Source organism: Seonamhaeicola sp. ABD4_340, from assembly GCF_056312135.1.
Genome location: NZ_CM149981.1, coordinates 2,252,640 through 2,277,226, shown reverse-complemented (window position 1 = coordinate 2,277,226; position 24,587 = coordinate 2,252,640). Strand labels below are relative to the sequence as shown.

Sequence of the window (24,587 nt, the reverse complement as noted above, 5' to 3'; positions counted from 1 at the left end):
CTAAGTTACTAGCAAAAAAAGTTTTACTATTTTGGAATCTATTCTTACAATTAACAATCTCACCAAAAAATTTGGACAATTAACTGCGGTAAAAAACCTTTCTTTCACCATTAAAAAAGGTAATGTTTACGGTATTTTAGGACCTAACGGAAGTGGAAAATCTACCACTTTAGGCATTGTTTTAAATGTGGTAAATAAAACATCGGGCAATTTTTATTGGTTTGATGGTAACACCTCAACCCATGATGCCTTAAAAAAGGTAGGCGCTATTATTGAACGCCCTAACTTTTACCCTTACATGTCTGGTTATGAAAACTTAAAACTTGTATGCAAAATTAAAGGTGTAGATTATAGTAAAATTGACGAAAAACTTGAAATTGTTGGCCTATTAAACCGCAAAAACAGCAAATTTAAGGCGTTTTCTTTAGGCATGAAACAACGTTTAGCAATTGCTTCTGCCCTTTTAAACGACCCTGAAATTTTAATTTTAGATGAACCTACCAACGGATTAGATCCTCAAGGCATTCATCAAATTAGAGAAATTATTAAACAAATTGCTGCACAAGGCACCACTATTTTGTTGGCTTCACATTTATTAGATGAAGTTGAAAAAGTATGCTCGCATGTGGTTGTTTTAAGAAATGGCGTAAAACTATATGCCGGCAGTGTTGATGAAATGATTTCTAGCCATGGCTTTTTTGAACTTAAATGCAACAACCAAAATGAATTAATTAGCTTATTAGAAAACCATAACGCTTTTGGTAATATTAAAGTTGAAGATGATTTGGTAACTGCTTTTTTAACAGAACCCATGAAATCTGACACTTTTAACAAACTACTTTTTGAAAAAGGTATAATTCTTACCCATTTAGTACAACGCAAAGAAAGTTTAGAAGAACAATTTTTAAAACTAACTGACAACCACAACAAACAAAACCAATAACATGTTTAGATTATTACATTTAGAGCTACAAAAGCTTCTGCTAAATAAAACCAGTAAAATACTCATTTTTGTATCGTTTATTTTACCATTTTTTGTAATCCTTTTATCGTCTTTCAAAATAAATGTTTTTGGTTTTTTTACTTTAGAATTAGGTGAATTAGGTATTTTTAACTTTCCAATTATTTGGCATTTAACCACGTTTTTTTCATCGCAATTCAAATTCTTTTTTGCCATTGTTGTAGTAAGCATGATTGGTAATGAATACAGTAACAAAACCATAAAACAAAACTTAATTGACGGGTTAAGCAAAAAGGAATTTATACTTTCAAAATTTTATACTATTGTATTCTTTTCATTAGTTTCAACCCTATTAATTTTTTTAATATCGCTTTGTATTGGGCTTTATTATTCTAGCTACAATGAGTTTGCTATTATTATAAAAGAAACCGAATTTATAATAGCCTATTTTGTAAAACTTGTTGGCTTTTTTAGCTTGTGTTTATTCTTGGGCATGTTGGTTAAACGCTCTGCTTTTGCACTTGCTTTTTTGTTTATTTTATTTATTGTTGAATGGATTATTTTCGGGCTTTTAGCATGGCAATCAGACACCAATATAGCAGAGAAAATTCAAAACTTTTTCCCGTTAAAATCTATGTACAAACTCATAGACCAACCTTTCCAAAGAATTGCCATGACAAAATTTCCTGATAAAGCTAATTTAGCTTATGATTATGGAGCACATTCTTACGAAATACTTATAGTTTTAGCTTGGACAGCCTTATTTATCTTTTTATCGTATAGATTATTAAAAAAGCGCGATTTATAATATATTTGGTAGCACTTGCTATCTCTAATGAAAAATAATTATTTAATCCTTTTTTGCTTGTTTTGCACAATGAGTGTGTTTGCTCAAAGGCAAGCTGCTAATTGGTACTTTGGTTACGGTGCCGGTGTTCAATTTAACTTAGCAAACAATAATTTAACAGCAGTAAATAACGGTATGTTATTTACTAATGAGGGTTGCTCATCAATATCAGACGACTCTGGAAATTTACTTTTTTATACCGATGGCACTACGGTTTGGAATAAAAACCACGTAGCTATGCAAAATGGCTTTGGGTTGTTTGGTGATAATTCTAGCACGCAATCTGCTATTATTGTACCTAAACCTAACGACCCCAATATTTATTATATTTTCACGGTAGATACAACTATTGGAACAGACCCTGATAATGGCTTTAATTACTCAACTGTAGATATTTCACTAAATGGTGGTTTAGGTGCTGTTACGCAAAAAAACATCAATTTATTAGAGCATTGTTCCGAAAAGCTAACAGCAGTTTTAAAAGACTGCATAACAAAATCTATATGGGTAATTACATTAGCTTCAGAAGATGGCTCACCTAATTTCTACAATACATTTCATGCCTTTGAAGTAAGTGCCGCTGGTGTTAATACAACATCTGTTAAATCTACCTTTTCAATGGCCATTCAAGACAGGCGCGGATATTTAAAATTATCTCCCGATGGTACAAAAATGGCTGCTGCCAATACCGTTGACGGTTTACAAATTTTTGATTTTGATGCATTTACTGGTAAAGCCTCTAATCTTAAATATTTATCTATAAATAGTAGTGAAAGTCCATTTCCATATGGCGTTGAATTCTCACCAAATAGTGAACTTTTATATGTGCACGCCTACAATAATTTTTTCGATTTAAATAACCAAGCCAGAAATGAAGAACCTGAAAATCATACTTCTGTATTAGCACAATTCAATTTAACAGCACCAGATATTCAAGCATCACAAGTAATTTTAGATGATAGAAATTTATACCGTGGCGGCTTACAGTTAGGTCCTAACGGAAAAATTTACCGTGCTTTAAGCGCCACTTACTCTAAAGGATTAGCCTATTTAGGTGTTATAAATAATCCTAATATTGCTGGCACGGGTAGTGTATATCAACACAATGCTGTAAACTTAGGTGCAAATAAATCTTCGCAAGGTTTACCGCCTTTTATCGCTTCTTTTTTTAACAAACAAATTGACATAATTAAAAACGGCGAAAGCGCTACAAACCTCAATCTTTGTGATGGTGATACTTATACTTTAACGGCAACTGAAATTCCCGGAGCTACTTATACCTGGACGTTTAACAACACACCTTTGCCTGAAACGGATTTTGATTTAGAAGTTTCAGAATCTGGCTATTATAAAGTGTACATTGACCCCAATAATGGCGATTGTGCTATTGAAGGCGATGCCTTTGTTTTAATAAATGCAAATCCTTCCGCTTTCAATCATAATTTATTACAATGTGATGAAGACGGAGTTAAAGACGGTATAACGCACTTTAATTTAAACCAAGCAATACCAAATATTACTGGCGGAAACTCTTTAGTAACTACAAAGTTTTTTACTGATGCTGCCAGAACTAACGAAGTTGATGGCGCCAATTTTAAAAACACATCAAATCCGCAAACCATTTTTGTTGAAGTTATTGATGAAAAAACACAGTGTTTTAGCCTTTCTGAACTAACCATAAGCGTTAGCATTACTGATGCAAACAACACTAAGCTTACAGTTTGTGATGATGATGGTTTAGAAGATGGTTTTTACAACTTCAACCTAAAAAATGCTGAAAATGCCATTATTAACGGGCTTCCAACGGGGTTAAACATTACTTTTTACACAACGTATAATGATGCTCTTTTAGAAATAAATGCACTTAGCAATAATTTCACAAATACCATTGCCTATAACCAAACAATTTATGCCCGAACAGAAAACAGCAATAACTGCTATGGCATTAGCCAAGTACAACTAGTTGTTAATACTTTACCTAATATTGAAACTGAATTTACAACGCATTACTGCCTAAACACATACCCAAAAACAATTAGCATTAACGCAGGTATTTTGGTTGGTAATAAAAGTAATTACACATACCAATGGTCTACTGGAGAAAACAGTTATAACATAGATATTAACCAACCAGGAGAATATGAAGTTACTGTAACTAACAACAATATGTGTTCAAAAACTAGAATTGTAACAGTGCTGCCTTCTAACATAGCCACTATTGATGCTATAAATGTAAAAGATGCTGCTGCAAACAATACCATAACCGTTATTGTTTCTGGTGAAGGTGATTATGAATATAGGTTGTTAGATGAAAACAACGTAGTTTACGCACCCTACCAAAGCAGTAATATTTTTGAAAATATTAAACCTGGTATTTATACTGTTTCTGTAATTGACACCAAAAATAACTGTGGCGCAACACCACCACAAAAAGTAAGCGTTATAGGTTTTCCAAAATTTTTCACACCTAATAACGATGGAAAAAACGATACATGGCAAATTTATGGCGTAAATGATATGTTTCAACCTAATACTAAAATTCAAATTTTTGATAGGTATGGCAAGCTTGTAAAAGAATTAAACCCATTAAGTAATGGTTGGGATGGCTATTTTAATGGCAATAAATTACCTGCCGATGATTATTGGTTTTCTATAACGTTACAAGATGGTAGAATTTTTAAAAATCATTTTACTCTAAAAAATTAGTTTAACAACCTATTAACAAAAATTAATGCATTTAATCGTGTTTTCTTTGCATTTCATCTGAAAAAGATATAATTTTCGCCACTATATAACTTCCTCAAAATTAGTTATATGTAGCCCAAAAAAATTGATTGAAAAAAACCTACAGCTATGAAATTTCCATATATATTCTTTTTAACCTTTATCTGCGGTTGCAGTTTGGTTTTTTCACAGCAAATATCAGTAAATAGCTCTGTTGGAGTTCAAGAATTAATAGAAGATAATTTTGTTGATGGTTGTGTTGAAATTACCAACATATCATCATCTGTAAACGGTAGTGCATCTGGGTTTCCTAGTTATGCGTATTTTGAACGTGGTGCTTCAAATTTTCCTTTTGAAAACGGTATAATGCTTTCTACAGGTAGCGCAAATTCTGGTGGTAACAGCCCGCGTACACCAACCCTTAGCGAGGGTTCAACCACTTGGGGCACAGACCCAGATATTGAAACCGCTTTGGGTATAAACAATACACTAAATGCAACTTCTATTGAGTTTGATTTTACATCAACATCAAGCCAATTTCAGTTTAATTATTTATATGCTTCTGAAGAATATTTTGATATAAATCCCTGCCAGATTTCAGACAATTTTGTATTCTTAATTAGAGAAGCAGGCACAAGCAATCCGTACCGAAATATAGCGGTAGTTCCTGGCACTAATCAACCTGTAAATTCTACCACAGTTCACAATGAAATATTTGGTGTTTGTCCGCCAGAAAACGAACAATATTTTGATGTTTACAACGCCGGAGACACCAACTATAACGGAAGAACAACAGTGCTTACAGCTGCCGAAACTATTGTGCCTTACGTACAATATCACGTAAAATTAATTATTGCAGACCAGCGTGACGGCACCTTTGATTCGGCTGTGTTTATTGAAGGTAATAGTTTTGAAATTTTAGATTTAGGTGAAGATATTGAAACCTGTGCAAGTTCTGTAATTTTAGATGCCGATATTGATAACGCATCGGCAACATACCGATGGTTTTTAAACAATACCGAAATAGCTGGCGAAACAAACCCAACACTTAACGCCATACAAGATGGAAACTACAGAGTTGAAGTTAGCGTGCTATTAAATGCCAATAATTGTATTGAAGAAGATGATATAAACATAGTTTTAAACAGCGAAGAACCTATTGATGCTATTACAGATTATCAGTTATGTGATGATAGCAGTGGTGATGGCACTGAAACTTTTGATTTATCAACAAAAAACGCTGAATTAATTGCAAACATTCCTTTTACAAATTACACATTTTCATATCACTTTTCTGAAACCGATGCCCGAAGTAACGTTGGTGCTATTAATGCCCCAATTTCAAATTCATCAAATCCGCAGGCCATTTATGTTAGAATTGATGATACTGATACTGATTGTTTTGCATACACAACCTTCAATTTAATTGTAAACGAAGCTCCAAACGCTACACCACCAACACCTTTAGAAGTTTGTGATAGTGATGACACACCCGATGGTTATACCGTAATTGATTTAACAGTTAAAGACACTGAAATATCTGGTGGCAATAGCAATTTCATGGTTTCATACCATTACAATGCTTTAGATGCATCAACAGGTAGCAACCCCATTCCGGGGTCTTATGTAAATACCAACACACCCACAGATACTGTATATGTTAGAATTGTAAATGTTAACACCGGTTGTTTTAACACTACAACCTTAACAGTTAACATGACTACAAGCCCTATAATTAATAGAGATACTCAGTTTCTTGATGCTTGTGACCCTGAACGTGATGGTAGTGCAAATTTTGATTTAACACAGGCTATTAACGATATTTTAGGTGGTTTAACCAATGTTACTGTTTCTTATCATGAAAGTTTTACAGATGCTGAAACAGATACAAACCCTATTGCAGACCCAACTAATTATGATTACACCAATCCTGCAGGCGAACCCGGTTATAGTAATATTTATGTTAGGGTTGAAGATAATAATACCGGTTGCGCCTCTATAACACTTATTGAAGCGCATACAAATTTACTACTAACAGGTACAGACACAGGCGATTTTGCCCTTTGTGATGTTAATGACGACCAAAATGATACACTAAATTTCAACCTTAATATTGTTGAAACATTTATAAACAACGATTTACCAAACCCAATAAACGTTACGTTTTTTGAAACCGAAGACAATTTAAACAATAACACGAATGCCATTGATAAAGGATCTCCTTATCCTGCAATAAGCCCTACAACGCTTTACATTAGGTTAGAAGACACAAACTCTGGTTGCGTTGATAATGCCGAAATAACCTTATTAGTAAATCCTATTTTATTGTTTGAATCGGTAGACCCAATCCCCTATTGTGATACTGATGGTGATGGTATTGTTAGCATAGATTTGCATTCGCTAGATAACATGATAACCAATAATAACATCAATTTTACGGTTACCTATTTTAGCTCAAATACAGATGCTGAAAACAACACAAATGCGTTACCAGATTTTTATACTAACACCAATGCGGTTGAAACTCTATACGCTAGAATTGAAAATGATAATTCTGGCTGTTCAACGGTAAATCCTTTTGATATTGAAGTAGTAGTTGCTCCAGACACAACACCGCCTTCACCTTTTGTTATTTGCGATAATGATCAAGATGGTTTTTTCACCATTAATTTAGAAGATAAAATACCCGAAATGATATCAAACACCAGTGGTATTGACATTCATTTTTTCACCACTGAAAATGATGCTTTAAATAACACAAATGCCATTACAAACCCCACTAATTTTAATGCTGAAACACAAACTATTTACACACGTTTAGAGTACGCCGTATCAGGTTGTTTCAACATAACAAATATTGATGTTTATGTTAACACATTACCTGTAATACCTAGTGATTTAGATTTTCAAATTTGTGAAGAAACAGGCACCACCGTTGCAGATTTTATTTTATCTGACATGGATGTAAATGTACTCAATGGGCAAACAGGTAAAGAAGTGTATTACTTTGAAAATGAAAACGATGCTTTAAACGGCAATCTAGCCAATGCTATTGATAAAAATAACGTTTACCAAAATACCTCTAGCCCACAAACTATTTATATTAGAGTTGAAAATTTAACTGCCGATGCTGGTACTTGTTTTGCAACCTCATCAATGACCATTCAAGTATCACCGGAACCCATTTATAACCCAATTGTAGATTTTTTAGTGTGTGATGATATTTCAAATGATGGTATTCATATTTTCGATTTAGACACAAAACGTACCGAAATTGCATCGGGTTCACCTGATAATTTAAACATATCATTTCACACAACATTTAATGATGCCGATACAAATATAAATCCGTTAGGCAACAACTATACAAACACTCAAAATCCGCAAACAATTTATATAAGAATTGAAAGCGAAGATTCTTTATGTCATGTTGTTGAGCCCTTAGGCATGAATATAATTGCAGCACCAGATATTTCTGAAGTTTCAGGTCCTTTAGTGGAATGTGATGCAGATTATGACGGTATTACAGCCTTTAATTTAGAGGAAGCAGATTATGAAATGCGCGATAGAATTACCGATGATTTAGAGGTTTATTATTTTGAAAATTTTGATGAAATTAACCCTAATGACGGGTTTGATAACACCAACGCCATTACAAACCCAACAAACTTTAATTCTGCTTCACAAACCGTATACATTAAAGTAGTTAATAGTTTAACAGGCTGTTATAGCGTTATTTCGCAAGATTTAGTAGTTAACTTACCACCAAACACAAACAACGTTGGCACCATTGAAATTTGTGATAACGGCTCAAATTTTTATGATTTATTACAAGTTAACCCATTAATTGTTAATGATGTAAACCTGGTAAACATTTCATATCACGAGAGTGAACCTGATGCTACAGCAAACACAAATCCCTTAAACACAAATTACAATTACGCATCTAGTTTTCAAACTATATATGTAAGAGTTTCAAATGTAAACACAGGATGCGTAATTGTAACATCATTTAATTTACAAGTAAACCCTAACCCAGTTGCAAATACAACACCAGATTTAGTAGCCTGTGATGACGATTTTGATGGCTTTTTTGAATTTAATCTCTCAACTACAGCAAACACTATTTTAGGCTCTCAAAACGGTAATGATTACACGGTTACTTATTTCTCATCAAATACTGATGCCCAAAACAACGAAAACCCTTTAAACATTTTGCATGCTGCTTTTAACGGCGAAATTATTTACGCCAGAGTTGAAGATAATGCAACAGGTTGTTTTGATGTTACCAACTTTTCAACACGCGTTAATCCGTTACCTATAATTCCTATTGATGATATTGTTCCATTGTGCTTAGATAACCTACCACTTGTAATTGATGCCTACACTGGTAATGATTCAGACACTTATCAATGGTCTACTGGTGCAACAACACCTCAAATAATATTAACCAACCCGTCACAAATTGGCAATTATTGGGTTACCGTAACAACCCCAAATATTATTGGAAATGATTGTGAATACACGCACCCTTTTTCTGTAATAGAATCACAAGAAGCAGATATTAACTTCACCACAACAGTTAATTTTGCAGACCCTAATAGTATAACTGTTAATGTTAGTGGCATTGGAGACTATGTTTATATTTTAGATGATGCCGAACCACAAACATCTAATATTTTTGAAAACGTTACTTACGGTCCGCATCTTGTTACTATTAGAGATTTAAACGGTTGTACAGATGCTACAAGAACTGTAGTGGTTATTGATGTACCTAAGTATTTCACACCAAATAATGATAGTTTTAATGACACATGGCATATTGTTGGTATTGAAGAAATACCTGGAACCATTGTATATATATACAACCGCCACGGAAAACTCATAAAAACACTACCGCATACATCGGTGGGTTGGGATGGAACTTTTAACGGAAATAACATGCCAGCCGATGATTATTGGTTTTCGGCCGATGTTTTACACGAAGGTGAAGCTTTCAATGTAAAAGGACATTTTGCATTAAAACGCTAACAAAACATTCAAATCATTCTACTTTTATTACTTTTTATCTAAAAGTTTTAAACCTTTACAACATTGTAACGTCTAAAATAAATTAAATCGTTTATTTTAGACGTTAGTTTTTTTATAAAACTAGTTAACAATCAACAACTAAACCACCATATTTATAATGCAACAAAGCTCTATTTTGTTAAGAAACTTGCTAATTTTACTAGTGCTGTTTTGTACTTCACATACATATTCGCAATTAAGTAAAACGCATTATATTCCGCCACTAACAAGTGCTGCATTTGGAAATGCAAACCCTGAAGGGCAGTTCATTTACATTTCAACACCAACAAACTCTTTAGTACCATACACCATAATTCCTGTAGGGCAACCAACTACAAGTCATATTTCAGGAACCGTATCAAACGCTAATCCGCAAACAGTTAACATTGGCAATGGTTTAACACAACTGTTCGTGGCTTCAAACACCACAAGTACGGTATTTAATAATAAAGGCTATATCATTGAAGCTGAAGCACCAATTTATGTCTCTATTAGAATGAGCGCTGGTGGTGGCGCGCAAGCAGGTGCATTAGTTAGTAAAGGACTCTCTGCACCCGACACTACTTTTAGAATAGGAACATACACAAGCGCCAACCCGCAAGATAACTACCTAAGTTTTGCTTCTGTTATGGCTACTGAAGATGACACAAACGTTACTTTTGATGATCTTCCGGCAGGAATTATTATAAAAAACTACACGGGCACTTTACCTGTAAACATTAATTTAAATGAAGGTGAAAGTTATGTTTTAGCTATTAATGTTTTTGAAAATGGCCCTACTGCAAACAACCTAATGGACGGTTTAATTGGTTGCCTTGTAACTGCCGATAAACCTATTGTGGTTAATTGCGGATCTACAAACGGAAGTTTTGATGCCGGAGGCGGACGTGATTATGGTATTGACCAAATTGCTGGTTTATCAAAAATTGGAAATGAGTACATATTTGTAAAAGGTGATGGTTTAAACGCTTATGAAAATGTTTTGGTTGTAGCGCATACCAACAACACATCCATAAGCATAAATGGTAATGCACCAATTGCCACAATTAATGCTGGCGAATATTATGTAATTGAAGGTAATAACTTTACCGCAAATGATAATTTATACGTAGAAACTTCAAACGATACCTTTATGTATCAAGGTATTGGCGCTTCTAATGAAGCTAACCAAGGCATGTTTTTTGTGCCGCCGTTAAGCTGTGAAACAAGAGGTAACATTAACAATATTGCTAATATTGATGATATTGGAAACATCAATTTTAGTGGTGGTGTATCAATAGTAACAAAAGCGGGCGCAACAGTTACAGTAAATAATTTACCGCTATCAAATTTTTCAACAATTGGTCCAAGTGCAGTTACCGGTAAGCCAGATTATGTTACCTATAAAGTAACAGGGTTAACAGGTAATGTATCTGTACAAGGAGATGATGAACTGTACGTTGCCTACTTTAATGTAAATGGCGCTGCCACTTCGGGCAGTTTTTATTCTGGTTTTCCAACAAACCCAGAAATTAATTTTGATGCCCAATTTGCAACCCTTGGTAATTGTATACCAAACATTACTTTAGAAGCTGCAAACACACAAAGTTTTGATAGTTTTGAATGGTGGTTTGATGATGGTTCTGGCTTTCAAATAGTATCATCTAACGTGCCAACAATTACACCAACAGTACCCGGAAAATACAAACTTATTGGTGAAATAACATGTACAGGTGATATTTTAGAGTCGGTTGAAGTACCTGTAAGTATTTGTCCTGATGATGTTGATAATGATGGCATTATTGACAATTTAGATATTGATAATGATAACGATGGTATTGAAAACTGCGTAGAGTCTAGAGGTAATGTAACACTAAACATTCAAAACACCAACAATCCTATTTTAGTATTTCAAGACAATACAACAAACAATAGTATTGCCAATGGCACTTATACAAGCACAAGCAGCTCAGGCAATACCAACATGCTTATAGGTGATAACGCTGGTAATTTTACAAGCACTGTTGGTAATGCTGCCAATGCCGAAGGTAATTACACCCTAAATTTCACTGAACCTGTTAATGTTAAACTCACAGAATCTTCAATAACAAACACACCAACCGATGGTGAAATATTTATTGTAAGCATAGCACCAGCCAATAAAAATATAACCATTGTAGATCCTGACAATCGTCTTTTAATAGATTCAAATTTTGATGGCCTTTTTGAAACGGGGGTTACACAACTTTCGGGCTCTGAAATTCATTTCAGAATAAACCCTTCACCAAATGGCAATACACCTTTTCAATTTTTTGCCAATAGTGTTAACGGTTTTACTTTCAAACATCAACTTCAAAATATAAATACAGCTTCTACGTTTGCTGCAAATATTTCGCTTACTTGTTTTAAAAATGATAACGATAATGATGGTGTTATTGATGCTTTAGATTTAGATAGTGATAATGACGGAATTCCTGACATTATTGAACGCTCTGGCTCTATTGTAACACTATCTGGAAACGATGCTAATAATGACGGTCTTGATGATGTTTTTGACTTTTTCCCGGCTCCTATTGACACCGATAATGATGGTGTTATGGATTTTTACGATTTAGATAGTGATAACGATGGTATTTCAGATTTAATTGAAACAGGCCAATTAGGCACGCTATCTGATACTAATTTAGATGGTGTTGAAGATGGTCCAACATACGGCATTAATGGTTGGGCAGATGCTGCCGAAACTTCACCCGATAGCAATACCATTGGTTATACTTTAGATGATTTTGATGCAGATACCATATTTTCATACATTGATGACGATAGTGATGGTGATGGTTGTAGCGATGTTATTGAAGCTGGCTTTTCTGATGCTAATAACGACGATTTTTTAGGAGACGTTGCCGTAACTGTTAACACTAACGGATTGGTTACAAGCGCATCAGATGGTTATACATTACCAAATGCTGATTATTTAGACTTTGCTCCTATTACTATTGACAATCACTTATCGGCTGCTGTAATTTGTGAAAATTCAAACTTCACAATTCCATTAGTTTCTGCTGATGCCGAAACTATTCAATGGGAGTTCTCAACCGATAATGGTACCACTTGGAATGCCTTAGTTAACAACGCTACATTTTCTGGCGTAAGTACATTCAATTTAAATATTACCAATGCGCCCTTAACTATAAATAACTATATTTTTAGAGCGTTTTTAAACAGAACTGGTAATAGTTGTGGTATTTACACAACCAATATAACTATAACTGTAAGCCAACTTCCTGTGGCCAATACAGCCGCCAATATGCAATTGTGCGATGATGATAATAACGGTACTATGCCTTTTGATTTAACGTTGCAAAACAACAGTATTAACACAAACCCAAACTTTACAATTACATATCATGAAACGCAAGCAGATGCAGATACTAATACAAACGCCATTTCAAGTCCGTTTGAAAGCGGAAACACTACTATTTATGCTCGTGTTGAAAACAATAGCAATGTAAATTGTTTTGCTACAAGCAGTTTTAATTTAGAAGTATATGAAAGTGCGTTTCCATCACTTAATGTTTCACCACTTCAAGAATGTGATGATACTTCTGTTGGCACAGATGCTGATGGCTTAAAAACCTTCGATTTAACACAAAGAGAAACCGAAATTTTAAATGGTCAAAGTGCAACAGATTTTACTGTAACCTATTTTATAGATGCCGGACATTTTGTTGAAATTACAAATCCTAACAGTTATAACAACATGACGCCCAATAGCCAAACCATTTTCATTAGGGTTACCAATAATGCCAATATAGCATGCTTTACTGATACTACTTTTAATGTTGAAGTTTATGAGTTACCAAACGCAAACACACCAAACCCTTACACACAATGTGATGATGCTTCAAATGATGGTCAAGCGTTTTTCAATTTAACTTTAGAAAGCATTAAAAATGAAATAAACCCAAATCATGTAGTCGAAAATTTAACATTTTCATACTTCACAAATCAAACCGATGCGCAAAACGCAACAAACCCTATTACTACACCTGAAAGCTACCAAGATGCACCAGGATTTACACCTGAAACCGTTTGGATTAGAGTTGAAAACCCCAATGGTTGTTTCAGGGCAGTACCGCTAACATTAAATGTAAGTCCGTCTAGTGTAGCTTTAAGCACCTACAACCCTAATTCAATTTATCAATGTGATGATGGCGTTGATGATAGAGACGGTATTGCAACATTTGATTTTTCACAAATTAGAGACTATATCTCAAACACCATATTCTCAACATTTAACGTAACTGTTCATTTTTATGAATCACAACAAGATGCAGAATTAGAAATTAATGAAATTGCAGATATTTCTAACCACCAAAACACAATTTCACCCAACATGCAAACCATTTGGGTGCGTGTTAAAAGTAATTTAGGCAATAATTGCTTAGGTTTAGAAGAACTTACAAACCTTTTAATTGTTGAAACATTACCCGTGGCAAACCCTGTTGTTTTTAATAGAGCATGCGATTTTGATACCACAGATACTGTTATAAATCATCCATTTGACACCTCAAATCTTGAAGCAGAAATACTAAACGGACAAGACCCTGCCAGTGTAACCATATCTTATTTTGACGCCTCTGGAAATCCGTTACAGTACAGTGATGGCTCAACAGTAACAAGCCCAATTCAACCTTTCTTTTTAACCGAAACACAAACCATAACAGTTCGTGTAACAAACAACGCAACACAAGATCCTGATGGCGCTTGTTTTGATGAAACTACAATAGATTTTATTGTTGATGTACAACCCGTAATTGCAGACCCTATTGCACCAATTACCGTTTGTGATGGTTCTGCAGGCGATTTTGATTATGACGGGCTTTATGCTTTTGACACATCGGGTTTTGCCAGTGTTATTTTAGGCACTCAAACCAACATGAACATATTTTTTGATTATGAAGATGAAAACGGTGTTTTTATAACCAATAGTCCAACATTACCAAATCCATTAATTTCGGGTAGCCAAACTATTGCTGCTAGAGTTGTAAACCCTGTAAACACTAGCTGCTTTAGCGCTACAACTATACAACTTACTGTAAACCCATTACCAGACTTTTTAGTAGACTCTCCGCTTATTGTTTGTACTTCAAACCCTGCATTTACTGTTATTTTAGATCCTATTGAAGCCAACATAACTGAAACCTTCACTTACGAATGGCGTTGGACCAGTTTAGACGGCACAATAAACAACCAATTATTGCCACAAACCACACCAACCATTGAGGTTTCAACTCCGGGAACTTACCATGTTACGCTAACAAAAACCGATGGTACAGGCTGTAGCAGAACTAGAGATATTTTTGTAAATGCCTCAGAATTAGCAACCATTACTAAAAGTGATGTTTCAATTATAGACTTTACAGAAAATAATAATAGCGTTACAATAAATACCTCAAATTTAGGCCAAGGTAATTATGAATTTGCTTTAGTTGAAACAGGTTCATCAATTTTAGTTTACCAAGATCAACCAGAATTTAATAATGTAAAACCTGGTTTTTATACCATTTATGTGAATGATAAAAATGGTTGCGGATATATAACTTTAGATATTTCGGTACTTGGTTACATGAAATTTTTCACACCAAATAATGATGGTTTTAATGACGAGTGGAAAATTATTGGCGTTAATGACACCTTTCAAAACAATAGTACTATTTTAATTTTTGATAGATACGGCAAGCTTTTAAAACAAATCTCAACACTTGAAGAAGGTTGGGATGGCACCTCTAGAGGCAATATCTTACCAACCGATGATTATTGGTTTAAAGTATTTTTAGAAGATGGCAGAGTTTTTTCAGGTCATTTTACTTTAAAACGATAAGCACAGTTATTTTGCGTAATTTTGTATTATGCAATTTAAAATTGAATCTGAATTTGCTCCAACAGGAGATCAACCATCTGCCATTAAACAATTAAAGGATGGCATATTAAATAAAGACAAATACCAAACGCTTTTAGGTGTAACTGGTTCTGGTAAAACATTTACCGTTGCCAATGTTATACAAGAAGTGCAGCGCCCCACCCTAGTTTTGGCTCATAACAAAACTTTGGCAGCACAGTTATACTCTGAGTTTAAACAGTTTTTCCCAAACAATGCCGTTGAGTATTTTGTTTCTTATTATGATTATTACCAACCGGAAGCTTACATACCGGTTTCGGGTGTATACATTGAAAAAGATCTTTCTATAAACGAAGAAATTGAAAAAATGCGATTAAGCACCACATCATCACTACTTTCGGGCAGGCGTGATGTTTTAGTGGTAGCATCAGTGTCATGTTTATACGGTATTGGTAACCCCATAGAATTTCAAAAAAATGTAATTTCAATAGAACGTGATCAAGAAATTTCTAGAACCAAACTATTGCACCGCTTAGTACAAAGTTTATACTCTAGAACCGAAAGCGATTTTAACCACGGAAATTTCAGAATAAAAGGTGATACTGTAGATATTTTTCCTAGTTACGCAGATAATGCGTTTAGAATACACTTTTTTGGTGATGAAATTGAAGAAATTGAAGCCTTTGACATACAAACAAATCAAGTTTTAGAAAAATATGACCGTTTAAATATTTATCCGGCAAATATGTTTGTAACATCACCTGAAGTACTTCAAAATGCCATAAAAGATATTCAGGATGATTTAGTAAAACAACACGATTATTTTAAAGAAATTGGCAAACATTTAGAAGCAAAACGCCTAAAAGAACGTACAGAGTTTGATTTAGAAATGATTCGTGAACTTGGGTATTGTTCTGGTATAGAAAACTACTCACGCTATCTTGATGGTCGTGCTCCCGGAACCCGTCCTTTCTGCTTATTAGACTATTTTCCTGATGATTATTTAATGGTTGTTGATGAAAGCCATGTAACCATCTCGCAAGTGCATGCCATGTATGGTGGCGATAGAAGCCGAAAAGAAAATTTAGTTGAATATGGTTTTAGGCTACCAGCTGCAATGGATAATCGTCCGTTAAAATTTGAAGAGTTTGAAGCGCTTCAAAATCAAGTTATCTACGTATCTGCAACACCCGCTGATTATGAGTTGCAAAAAACCGAAGGTATTTATGTAGAACAAGTTATAAGACCAACCGGCTTATTAGACCCCATAATTGAAGTTAGGCCTAGCCTAAACCAAATTGATGACTTAATTGAAGAAATTCAGCAACGTGTTGAAAAAGATGAGCGTACACTGGTAACAACACTCACCAAACGCATGGCCGAAGAATTAACTAAATATTTAGAACGCATTCAAATTAGATGCCGTTACATACACAGTGATGTTGATACCTTAGAACGTGTAGAAATTATGCAAGATTTACGCAAAGGCCTATTTGATGTTTTAGTTGGTGTAAACCTTTTGCGTGAAGGTTTAGATTTACCTGAAGTTTCTTTAGTAGCCATTTTAGATGCTGATAAAGAAGGTTTTTTACGTTCAACAAGATCTTTAACCCAAACTGTTGGTAGAGCTGCTAGAAACATTAACGGTAAAGCTATTATGTATGCAGATAAAATTACAAATAGTATGCAAAAAACCATTGATGAAACAAACTACAGGCGCGAAAAACAAATTGCATACAATACTAAAAACAACGTAAAACCAAGAGCTTTAAATAAAAGTTTAGATAATGTGTTGGCTAAAAACTCTGTTAGCACTTATAAATATGAAATGGATGCTCTTAAAGCAGCAGAACCAGAAAGTGAATATTTAAGTAAACCTCAATTAGAGAAAAAAATAAAAGAAAAGCGAAAACAAATGGAAGCGGCCGCCAAAGCTTTAGATTTTATTGTGGCTGCTAAACTACGCGATGAAATAAAAGCTTACCAAGAAAAACTAGAAAAGCTAAAAGTGTAACCTTTTAGCTTTTTTAAAAACCAATCTTTAGTTTTAAAATATAATTAAAATACTTAGCAGATTTTTTAATTATACTGTGTTTTAAAAATATCTATTAATACATCTGGTGGTACAATTTTATTAGGAAAACTTTCCATTAAGTATAACACTTTTGATATAGACTCATGGCTTAAACCCATGCGTAAACCAAAATTATATAGTTTTATTACACCTTTTCTGGTTTCTTCACCTTCCTCCTGTTCTATATTCATTAGTAACACTAATCTGTGAAACTGTACAATGCGCTCACTATGTGATTTTAAATGCGTATAGTTTATTGGGTGTTCTATTAAATACTCAAAATCTTCTCTTGAAATATCTAATTGCTTAGCTACACCTAGTAAAAAATTATATTCTAATTCTTGTATATCCTTGTCATACTTTGCAAAAGCAATCATTTCGGAGAGCAGACTTAATTTTTCAACTCTATTTATCATTTTCTGTAGGGATTAATTAATTACAATATAAATTTAAGAATAAGAATAAAGTTGTTATCCAATTTATGTTGTAGCTTATCGAAAAACAACATACTGTTAATCGTGTATTTTATAAGTTTCAACTAAACACCTAAACTACTCATCTACAAAATAAGTACTTAAACATAAACAAGCTTTAGTAACCACAATACTTTTTACATGCAACAAACAATTGAATACCAACACATTACAACAATTAACAATACCTTAAAACAGAAAATATTGTGTATTTAAAAAAAAGGACTCTACGGTATTCCCGTAAAACGTCAATTTAGAGACGCTTAAAATTAAAAATCGATGAAATGCATACATAAAAAAAGAGCAACTTATACAATTGCTCTTTTTGTCATATTTTTTAAAAAGTTTGTTGCTTATGCTAAAACTTCTTGTACTTTATCTGCAGCTTCTTGAAACTCTGTAGCACTTAAAACCGCTAAACCTGAGTTATCAATTAATTCTTTGGCTATATCTGCATTTGTTCCTTGTAAACGTACAATAATTGGTACTTCAATGTTACCCATATTTTTGTAAGCATCAATAACACCTTGTGCCACACGATCACAACGTACAATACCTCCAAAAATGTTTATTAAAATAGCTTTTACTGCAGGGTCTTTTAATATTATTTTAAACGCCGCTTCAACACGTGCAGCATCGGCAGTTCCACCAACATCTAAAAAGTTAGCAGGTTCTCCGCCAGCTTGTTTAATTAAATCCATAGTTCCCATTGCTAAACCAGCACCGTTAACCATACAACCTACGTTACCATCTAAATCTACATAGTTTAAACCAACTTCTTTAGCTTCAACTTCTATTGGGTTTTCTTCACGTAAATCTCTTAAAGCTTCATAGTCTTTATGGCGATATAGTGCGTTATCATCAATAGTTACTTTGGCATCAACCGCTAGAATTTTATCGTCGCTAGTTTTTAATACTGGATTTATTTCAAATAAAGAAGAATCAGATTTTACATAAGCTGTATAAAGAGCCATAACAAATTTGGTCATTTCTTTAAAAGCAGTACCGCTTAAACCTAAATTAAAGGCTATACGTCTTGCTTGAAATGGCAATAAACCAACAGCAGGATCAACTTCTTCAGTAAAAATTAAATGTGGTGTTTCTTCGGCAACTGTTTCAATATCCATTCCTCCTTCTGTAGAATACATAATCATGTTTCTACCGGTTCCTCTATTTAATAAAACAGACATGTAATACTCTTCTGTTTCGCTTTCTCCTGGATAATAAACATCTTCAGCAACTAATACTTGGTGTACTTTTTTTCCTTCGGCAGATGTTTGTGGTGTAATTAGGTTCATGCCTATTATTTGGCCAGCTAATGCTTCAACTTCTTCTAAATTTTTAGCAAGTTTTACACCGCCACCTTTACCACGCCCGCCAGCATGCACTTGTGCTTTTATTACGTGCCAACTGGTTCCGGTTTCATCGGTTAATTGTTTAGCTGCAGTTACTGCTTCCTGAGCATTTTGGGCAACTATACCACGTTGGATACGTACGCCAAAACTGCTTAAAATCTCTTTGCCTTGATATTCGTGTAGATTCATAATTTGCTCAATGTTTTTAAGAAAAGCAAATGTAAATAATAGCTATAACTTACCCTAATATTTGATTACTAAAACGTATTTTATTTTTAACATGTTAAATAATTAACACAATGTTTAATTTTACTAATTTTTTAGTTATTTATTTTTTTTTCGGTTGAATAAAATATCTTTGGCAAAAATTTAGAATTATGACGGAAAATCAATTGCTTAAAATAGCGCAAGATTTTGGTAGCCCAGTGTATGTTTATGATGCTGAAAAAATTGAAAATCAGTACAAAAGGCTTACAAACGCATTTAAAAGTGTTAAAAGTTTAAAAATTAGTTATGCGGTAAAAGCACTATCAAACATTTCTATTTTAAAACTTTTAAACAGCTTAGGTTCTGGCATTGATACCGTTTCTATACAAGAAGTAAAATTAGGTTTGGCTGCCGGTTTTAGCCCAGATCAAATTATTTACACACCAAATGGTGTTTCTTTAGATGAAATTGAAGCTGCTGCAAAACTTGGTGTAAAAATTAATATTGATAACCTTTCAATATTAGAACAATTTGGTACTAAATACCCTAAAACACCGGTTTGTATTCGTATAAACCCGCATGTTATGGCTGGCGGAAATAGCAACATTTCTGTAGGGCATATAGATTCTAAATTCGGAATTTCTATTCACCAAATACCACATATTTTACGCATAGTTGAAAATACTAAAATGACTATTAACGGTATTCATATGCATACCGGTAGTGATATTTTAGATATTGAAGTATTTTTATACGCTAGCGAAATTTTATTTGAAACTGCCAAACAATTTAAAAATTTAGATTTTATTGATTTTGGCTCAGGCTTTAAAGTACCCTATAAAGCAGGTGATATTGAAACTAATATTGAAGAATTAGGTAAAAAATTAGGCGCAAGGTTTAATGATTTCTGTAAAGAATATGGTAAAGATTTAACCTTAGCTTTTGAACCTGGTAAATTTTTAGTTAGTGAAGCCGGAAGCTTTTTAGTAAAAGTTAACGCAGTTAAGCAAACAACCTCAACAGTTTTTGCTCAAATAGATTCTGGTTTAAACCACTTAATTCGCCCAATGTTTTACGGGTCTCACCATGATATTGTAAATATTTCTAACCCTAACGGAAAAGAACGTTTTTACACTGTTGTTGGTTACATTTGTGAAACCGATACCTTTGGTAGCAACCGCCGTATCAATGAAATTAATGAAAGTGATATACTTTGTTTTAAAAATGCAGGTGCTTATTGTTTTTCTATGGCAAGCAACTACAACTCAAGGTTAAGACCAGCCGAAGTTTTATGGTACAATAACAAAGCACATTTAATTAGAAAAAGAGAAACGTTTGAAGATATTACGCGAAATCAAATTGAAGTAGATTTTGCGCCAAATAATAAAAAAGAATTGGTTAAATAAATCATGTTTAAATCTTAGTTAAAAATTGCTCAACGTTTGTTGGGCATTTTTTATTTATAAAACACTATATTTCAATAGATAAATTAATTATATGGAAAAACTAAAGACATATAGAATTGAATCTATAGATATTTTAAGAGGCTTAGTAATGGTAATTATGGCCTTAGACCATGTTAGAGATTATTTTCATTATGGCTCTTTTTTTTCCGACCCCACAAATTTAGAAACCACAACGCCCTTTCTGTTTTTCACCAGGTTTATAACCCATTATTGCGCACCCATTTTTATTTTTTTAGCTGGAACTTCGGCTTTTTTGTACGGACAAAAGAAAACCAAAAATCAATTATTTAAATTTTTAATTACACGTGGTTTTTGGCTTATTTTTCTAGCTGTTTTTGTAAATAATTTTCTTTGGAAGTTTGATGTTACTTATGGTTTTATAATTCTACAAGTAATTTGGGCTATTGGTTTATGCATGATTTTATTATCTGTAACAGTGTATTTACCTATTAAATACATATTAGTCATAGGTGCTATTTTGGTTATTGGGCATAATGCCTTAGATGGCATTACTACAGAAGGCAGTAGTTTTAAGTCTATTGTTTGGTACATTTTGCACCAACAGCAATTTTTATTAATTGGAAACAGGTTTTACGCCTTTGCATATCCTATAATTCCGTGGTTTGGTTTAATAAGTTTAGGCTATTGTTTTGGTACGTTATATAAAACGAATTTTAACCCAAAACTTAGAAAAAAATATTTAGTAATAATTGGATTTTCGGCAATTATAGCATTCTTCATATTACGCGGATTAAACGTTTATGGTGATTTAACACCATGGACCACGCAAAACACTACAGCCAAAACAATAATGTCGTTTTTTAAAGTCACTAAATATCCGCCATCATTAGCCTATTTACTTATTACAATGGGGCCAGCTATTTTATTTTTATATGCTATTGAAAACATAAAAAACAAGACAACTAATTTTCTGTTAGTATTTGGCCGTGTACCACTATTTTATTACTTCTTACACGTTTTATTAATTCACGTGTTGGCTATTTTTGGCATCATTATTTTTGGCGGAAATTGGCAGGACATGATTTTAACTAAAGATGTTTTTATGAATGCTAAATTAGCTAACTATGGCTACTCATTATTTGTGGTTTACTTGGTTTGGGTTGCCGTAATTGCTCTTCTTTATTTTCCAAGTAAAAAATATATGATTTACAAAGCTAATAACAAACAAAAATGGTGGTTAAGTTATTTATAATTACTCTCTAACTTTACCGCTAAAAACGCTTACTTTAGAATTAAACGGATTTCCAGAAGCTCTACGCAACATAACTACTTGTCCGCAATGCCACAAAGCATCGGCAATTGGGCCATTAATAATATTCCAAAAAGGCACTGAAATTTCTTCAAACTTAAACGGCTCTTTAGCATTTTTAAACACATGAGATACTATTTTTAAATTGTGCAGTGTTTGTTTTCGTAATGCTTCAAAATCTGAAGTAATTTCAGTTTCATCTTTATTATCTTCTAAAACACTATTTCTTATAAATTTTGAAAGTCCGTATAAATGAACAATTGTTTCCTGCGTAGTTCTGCCACTTTCACTTGGTTTATAAAGCAAATCGGCTGTTGTTAAACCTTGTGTAGCCCAATAATACCTAAAACCTAAACCATCAATCATTCGTGCTACTAATAAATTAGCATTGTAAGTTTCAGGATAATCATCTATTTCATAAAACGGTAATTTTTGTTTTTCGCTTTGCGAAAAACTCGTTGTACCAATAAAAAAAAGCGCTATTAAAAACAGTAATATATGTTTATTCATTTTGTAATTGTTGTTTGTAATATTCAATATTGTTTTTAACATCATCACCAATTTCGGGTTCTTTAATATCGGTATAAGTTTTTAAGGTATCTAATAACGTTTGCGCTACTATTAGTCTTGCTGTTGGTTTATCATCGGCAGGAATTGTGTACCATGGCGCATGTGGTTTAGATGTTTTGTTAATTGCGGTTTCATAACACTCTTGGTAGTGATCCCATAGTTTACGTTCTTCCAAATCTCCGGGTGAGAACTTCCAATTTTTTTCGGGTTTATTTAAACGCCTTAACAACCGGTGTTTTTGTTCACTTTTTGATAGGTGTAAAAAGAATTTAAAAATAATAGTACCATTTTGCGCTATGTGTTTTTCAAAATCATTTATCTGTTGAAAGCGGGTATCCCAAAAATTTTCATCAATATCATCAACACTATTAATATGCGGTATATTTTCACCTAAAATATATTCTGGGTGCACTTTTGTAACCAACACATTTTCATAATGCGTACGGTTAAAAACCCCAAATTTACCTCTAGCAGGTAAGGCAATGTAATGGCGCCACAAATAATCATGTTTAAGCTCTAAACTAGTGGGCGTTTTAAAACTGTGTACCACTACACCACGAGCATTAAAATCTTTAAAAACTTCGCGTATTAAGCTATCTTTTCCGGCGGTATCCATACCTTGCAAACACACTAAAACAGCATATTTACCGTGCGCATAAAGTGTATCTTGTAATTTACCTAATTTTTTTCTAACCTTTCTAAGTTCTTTTTCTGCATCATCAATTACTACTTTAGTTGGTCTATTATTTAATGTAACGTTTGAAGTTACCTTGTATGCTTCCATAAATTAACGTTTAAATTCTTTATAAATATAGTAAAACCATAATTTCGATGAAATGCAAGCGCATTAAATATGTTTTTGATATTTTTGAAACACCTACAATTACTAATTAACCCCAAATTGAAGATGAAAAAAACTACCTTTTTTCTATTAAGCTTTTTTGCTTTTAATATACTGATAGCGCAAGATTACTGTGCCGAAGCCGACTCTAATTTAATTTATGCGTATTCAAATGTGAAAGATTCTTATGAGTCTAACAACATAGACCATTTAAAATATTATGCCGATAGATCATTAAAATCTTTTATAAAAGCCCAAACAAACCTAAAAAACTGTGGTTGTGAAAGTGCTTATAATTTAGCTATTGATGCTGCAGATTTGCTTAAAAAGGTTGAAAACCAAGAAACTTTTGAAGATGGCCGCTTTTTTGTAAAAAGAGCCAAGGAAATTGCACAAAATAGCATTACGGCTTTAAACCAATTTACAGCTAATAATTATGTTGAAGAAACTACCGCAGTTACTACAAACAGTAATGCTACAGGTGCTATTGATGATTTACAAGCTGAACAACAACGTTTAGAGCAACAACGTTTGGCTTTAAAACAAAAAGAAGCCGAAATAACTAAGCAATTAGAGGCTCAAAAAGCAAAAGCTGCCACATTAGAAAAAGAAGCGCTTATTAACAAATACCATAAGGCACTTACTGTTAACATTGAAACTTACAACAACCTTTTAAAAGCTTTTGGCAGTAATACTTCACTTAGTATTAATAGTGTGAATAACGCAGAACTGCTACAAAAAAACACCGAAGATATTAAGGCCTATTTTATTGAAAACACTAAAAAAGTAACACAGAATTATTTGGCCGAATTAAACGATATTTAAAAAAACATCATCCTATAAAAATT

13 protein-coding genes are annotated in these 24,587 nt (G+C 33.3%); 9 read left to right on the top strand and 4 right to left on the bottom strand.

Annotation, left to right across the window (positions count from 1 at the left end; genetic code table 11):
* Window positions 1–31: 31 nt before the first annotated feature.
* The 6 genes from ACYX4H_RS09785 (at window position 32) to uvrB (ending at window position 17,497) form a co-directional block, all read left to right on the top strand.
* On the top strand, window positions 32–943 hold the full coding sequence (locus ACYX4H_RS09785) for an ABC transporter ATP-binding protein (RefSeq protein ID WP_476236069.1): 912 nt from the start codon (window positions 32–34) through the stop codon (window positions 941–943).
* A gap of 1 nt (window position 944) precedes the next feature.
* A complete protein-coding gene (locus ACYX4H_RS09780; protein WP_475294223.1) occupies window positions 945–1,769 on the top strand; it encodes an ABC transporter permease in 825 nt (274 codons plus the stop codon).
* Window positions 1,770–1,838: 69 nt separating this feature from the next.
* On the top strand, window positions 1,839–4,514 hold the full coding sequence (locus ACYX4H_RS09775; protein ID WP_476236068.1) for a T9SS type B sorting domain-containing protein: 2,676 nt from the start codon (window positions 1,839–1,841) through the stop codon (window positions 4,512–4,514).
* A 147-nt stretch (window positions 4,515–4,661) separates the two neighbouring features.
* Window positions 4,662–9,563 carry a choice-of-anchor L domain-containing protein gene (locus ACYX4H_RS09770; RefSeq protein WP_476236067.1) on the top strand — a complete coding sequence of 1,634 codons (4,902 nt, stop codon included), beginning with the start codon at window positions 4,662–4,664 and terminating at the stop codon, window positions 9,561–9,563.
* Window positions 9,564–9,720: 157 nt separating this feature from the next.
* Entirely contained in the window at window positions 9,721–15,465 is a 5,745-nt protein-coding gene (locus ACYX4H_RS09765; protein WP_476236066.1) for a T9SS type B sorting domain-containing protein, read from the top strand.
* Window positions 15,466–15,493: 28 nt separating this feature from the next.
* Window positions 15,494–17,497 (top strand): excinuclease ABC subunit UvrB, encoded by a 2,004-nt coding sequence (gene uvrB, locus ACYX4H_RS09760; protein WP_476236065.1) that lies wholly within the window; start codon window positions 15,494–15,496, stop codon window positions 17,495–17,497.
* 65 nt (window positions 17,498–17,562) lie between these two features.
* Here the strand turns inward: uvrB and ACYX4H_RS09755 are convergent, their stop codons facing one another.
* Entirely contained in the window at window positions 17,563–17,973 is a 411-nt protein-coding gene (locus tag ACYX4H_RS09755; protein WP_475294228.1) for a TerB family tellurite resistance protein, read from the bottom strand.
* 410 nt (window positions 17,974–18,383) lie between these two features.
* On the bottom strand, window positions 18,384–19,574 hold the full coding sequence (sucC, locus tag ACYX4H_RS09750; RefSeq protein WP_475294229.1) for an ADP-forming succinate--CoA ligase subunit beta: 1,191 nt from the start codon (window positions 19,572–19,574) through the stop codon (window positions 18,384–18,386).
* A 188-nt stretch (window positions 19,575–19,762) separates the two neighbouring features.
* On the opposite strand from sucC, the gene lysA reads away from it, so the two are divergent.
* A complete protein-coding gene (gene lysA, locus ACYX4H_RS09745) occupies window positions 19,763–20,998 on the top strand; it encodes a diaminopimelate decarboxylase (protein ID WP_476236064.1) in 1,236 nt (411 codons plus the stop codon).
* Between the two features lie 91 nt (window positions 20,999–21,089).
* Complete coding sequence (locus ACYX4H_RS09740; protein WP_476236063.1) at window positions 21,090–22,271, top strand: acetyltransferase domain-containing protein; 1,182 nt, start codon at window positions 21,090–21,092, stop codon at window positions 22,269–22,271.
* Here ACYX4H_RS09740 and ACYX4H_RS09735 read toward each other — a convergent pair whose 3' ends face one another.
* Window positions 22,272–22,838 carry a hypothetical protein gene (locus ACYX4H_RS09735; RefSeq protein WP_476236062.1) on the bottom strand — a complete coding sequence of 189 codons (567 nt, stop codon included), beginning with the start codon at window positions 22,836–22,838 and terminating at the stop codon, window positions 22,272–22,274. It lies immediately after the preceding gene.
* Complete coding sequence (locus tag ACYX4H_RS09730) at window positions 22,831–23,682, bottom strand: PPK2 family polyphosphate kinase (protein WP_476236061.1); 852 nt, start codon at window positions 23,680–23,682, stop codon at window positions 22,831–22,833. The genes ACYX4H_RS09735 and ACYX4H_RS09730 overlap by 8 nt, the downstream gene beginning before the upstream one ends.
* 123 nt (window positions 23,683–23,805) lie before the next feature.
* Here ACYX4H_RS09730 and ACYX4H_RS09725 point away from each other — a divergent pair, with 123 nt between their 5' ends.
* Window positions 23,806–24,564 (top strand): hypothetical protein, encoded by a 759-nt coding sequence (locus ACYX4H_RS09725; protein WP_476236060.1) that lies wholly within the window; start codon window positions 23,806–23,808, stop codon window positions 24,562–24,564.
* Window positions 24,565–24,587 lie beyond the last annotated feature (23 nt).